This is a genomic window from Acidocella aquatica (genome assembly GCF_030160635.1).
In the GTDB taxonomy this organism is placed as follows: domain Bacteria; phylum Pseudomonadota; class Alphaproteobacteria; order Acetobacterales; family Acetobacteraceae; genus Acidocella; species Acidocella aquatica.
On the sequence record NZ_BSOS01000002.1, the window covers coordinates 1 to 1,567 of the forward strand.

General features: G+C 57.8%; 2 protein-coding genes and 1 pseudogene. 1 reads left to right on the top strand and 2 read right to left on the bottom strand.

Annotated elements, in window-relative coordinates; all coding sequences use genetic code 11:
* Nucleotides 1-117: 117 nt before the first annotated feature.
* Nucleotides 118-357, top strand: a pseudogene (locus tag QQJ84_RS19395) (RES domain-containing protein); the annotation flags it as partial.
* Nucleotides 358-644: 287 nt separating this feature from the next.
* Here the strand turns inward: QQJ84_RS19395 and QQJ84_RS00080 are convergent.
* Both QQJ84_RS00080 and QQJ84_RS00085 read right to left on the bottom strand, forming a co-directional pair.
* Nucleotides 645-905: a hypothetical protein gene (locus QQJ84_RS00080; protein ID WP_284255836.1), complete on the bottom strand. Its 261-nt coding sequence runs from the start codon at nt 903-905 to the stop codon at nt 645-647.
* A partial coding sequence (locus QQJ84_RS00085; protein WP_456304801.1) for an IS91 family transposase occupies nt 902-1,567 on the bottom strand: 666 nt, incomplete at its 5' end. The genes QQJ84_RS00080 and QQJ84_RS00085, both read right to left, overlap by 4 nt.

The window sequence follows — 1,567 nt, forward strand, 5'->3', positions numbered from 1 at the left end:
ACCAATTCTTACATCAAATCAACGGTTTACGCTATGCTCGCCAGCAGTCCTGCATAATCCGGGCTAAGTCTCCTTCAACTAGCCGGTCCGGGTCTCGCACGAGTCGGCGCGACCGCCGAGGTCACGCATTCGGGCCTGCCATACGATGTTCCACAATCGTGGTCCGCAGCGATCCGCGGCCTTGGTCAGATTTTCGACGGAATTGCCTATCATGCTCGCCACGACGACCAAGAGGTCTGCTACGCATTTTTCGACCACGCAGCGGATCGCCTGGTCGAGGAAAGCCGCACGGTTGATCTGGACGACGATTGGTTTTGGGAAATAGCAGAGATTTACCACACGGGGTTGGCACCCTGACAAGAAGAGGTTTACTTGGCGTTTGTGAATGTTGCTCAATCCATCCAACTGAAATGATGGGAAGCTGCCACCGATTCCATTGCATTCAGGATTCAGGGGAATCGGGTGAAAGTTTTACGCTGATATGATGCTGGCGAGGAAGTCGTCGTCCCAAGCTGCAGCCTTTCTCTTGAGGCGCAGTGAATCTAAAGGTTTCTGTGAGGTCGCGCACCGTCGTCGCGGCGCCGCGACGACGGTGCGCGACCTCACAGAAACCGGATTGAACGAAACCGCCGGCCGTAGGGCAACTATGGGGATAGTGGCGCTTCGCTGGGGTCTCGGCATCTGATTTTGGCGAACTGTATGGCCGCCATTTCGGCTTGGTTGGTCTGTTTCATGCCGGTGACGGTGTGCTGATCGTCGTAGGGTAGACCTTCGTGGGTTCGACGGCGCTGGTTTCTTTGAAAGAGCGGCTTGACTCCGGCTTTACCGACAAAGCATTCACAACTGGCACGCATGTCGCCGTTTTGCCAGATTGAATTTTCTTGGTTGAAGCGGTGGCTGTTCATGAGGTGTCGTACCAGGTTGGACGCCGCAACGGGCGTGGTCCGGAGGTTACCACGAGAGTGATCATCATACCGCCGCAGCATGGGCAGGTGTCTGATGGCGGCAGGGTTGGCGAACACGCGGCCACTACGTTGGCTGTGATTGTGGGGCCGGGCGAAGGTACGGCCAGGAGCTTCCGGCAGAGGGTAATTTTGGCGGCACGGTGCCCGTTGGCGAGGACCCCATAATGGCGAATGCGATGGAAACCGTCGGGCAGGGTATGCTGGAGAAACCGGCGGATGAATTCATCGGCATCGAGGGTCATGAGCTTGGTCTTGCCGTGATGGCGATAATCCTTCCAGCGGAAGGTAACTGATTGCTCACTGATTTCGGTGATCCGGGAATTTGAGATGGCGACGCGGTGGGTATAGCGGCTGAGATAGGCGAGGACCTGGGCTGGGCCGCCGAATGGTGGTTTGGCATAGACCACCCATTCGATTTGGCGCAGCGCCCGCAGCTTTTCTGCAAAGGCATCTGGTTCAGCGAGGCCCGTCAGATCGCCGAAGAAGCTAAGCTCGCCAGCTTCGAATGCGCCTTGCAACGCCTCGAGAAACAGCCGGCGGAACAGCCGCGATAGTACGCGGATCGGCAGGAAGAAGCCCGGCCGGCAACCCACCCAGCGCGC